We start from the raw sequence: 301 nt of genomic DNA, 5'->3' as shown, positions 1-301 counted from the left end.
ACTTTCCAGATAGACAAGTTCAAAAGCCAGAAACCGATCATCGCAGAAGTAAGACATCAAACCCAGCAATTCCTGTTCTTCTGTTTTCAGTGCAACACGATTCTGGAAATATGCAGTGTCCATCGTTTTCCAATTCGTCTGCCATCCCATGCTGGCAGTCTGCTGAAAATCCAGCTTTCCCGCCGCCACAACATGTACTGGCACTTTTGCACCATCCTGCATCCGGGTAACTTGCAGATTCAGCTTCATCTTATTCTCCCCCGATGAGCCGCACAGCACCATAGATGCCGGCATCATTGCC

Annotated in this window: 1 protein-coding gene; it reads right to left on the bottom strand. The window is 48.5% G+C overall.

The window, feature by feature from the left end; all coding sequences use genetic code 11:
• On the bottom strand, positions 1–249 hold a 249-nt coding region (locus P0G09_RS18720), incomplete at its 3' end, for a hypothetical protein (RefSeq protein ID WP_275253423.1).
• Positions 250–301: the final 52 nt, after the last annotated feature.

Origin of the sequence: Faecalibacterium sp. DFI.5.82, from assembly GCF_029076575.1 — a bacterium.
Taxonomy (GTDB): domain Bacteria; phylum Bacillota; class Clostridia; order Oscillospirales; family Ruminococcaceae; genus Faecalibacterium; species Faecalibacterium duncaniae.
This window is presented reverse-complemented; position numbering and strand designations above follow the sequence as displayed.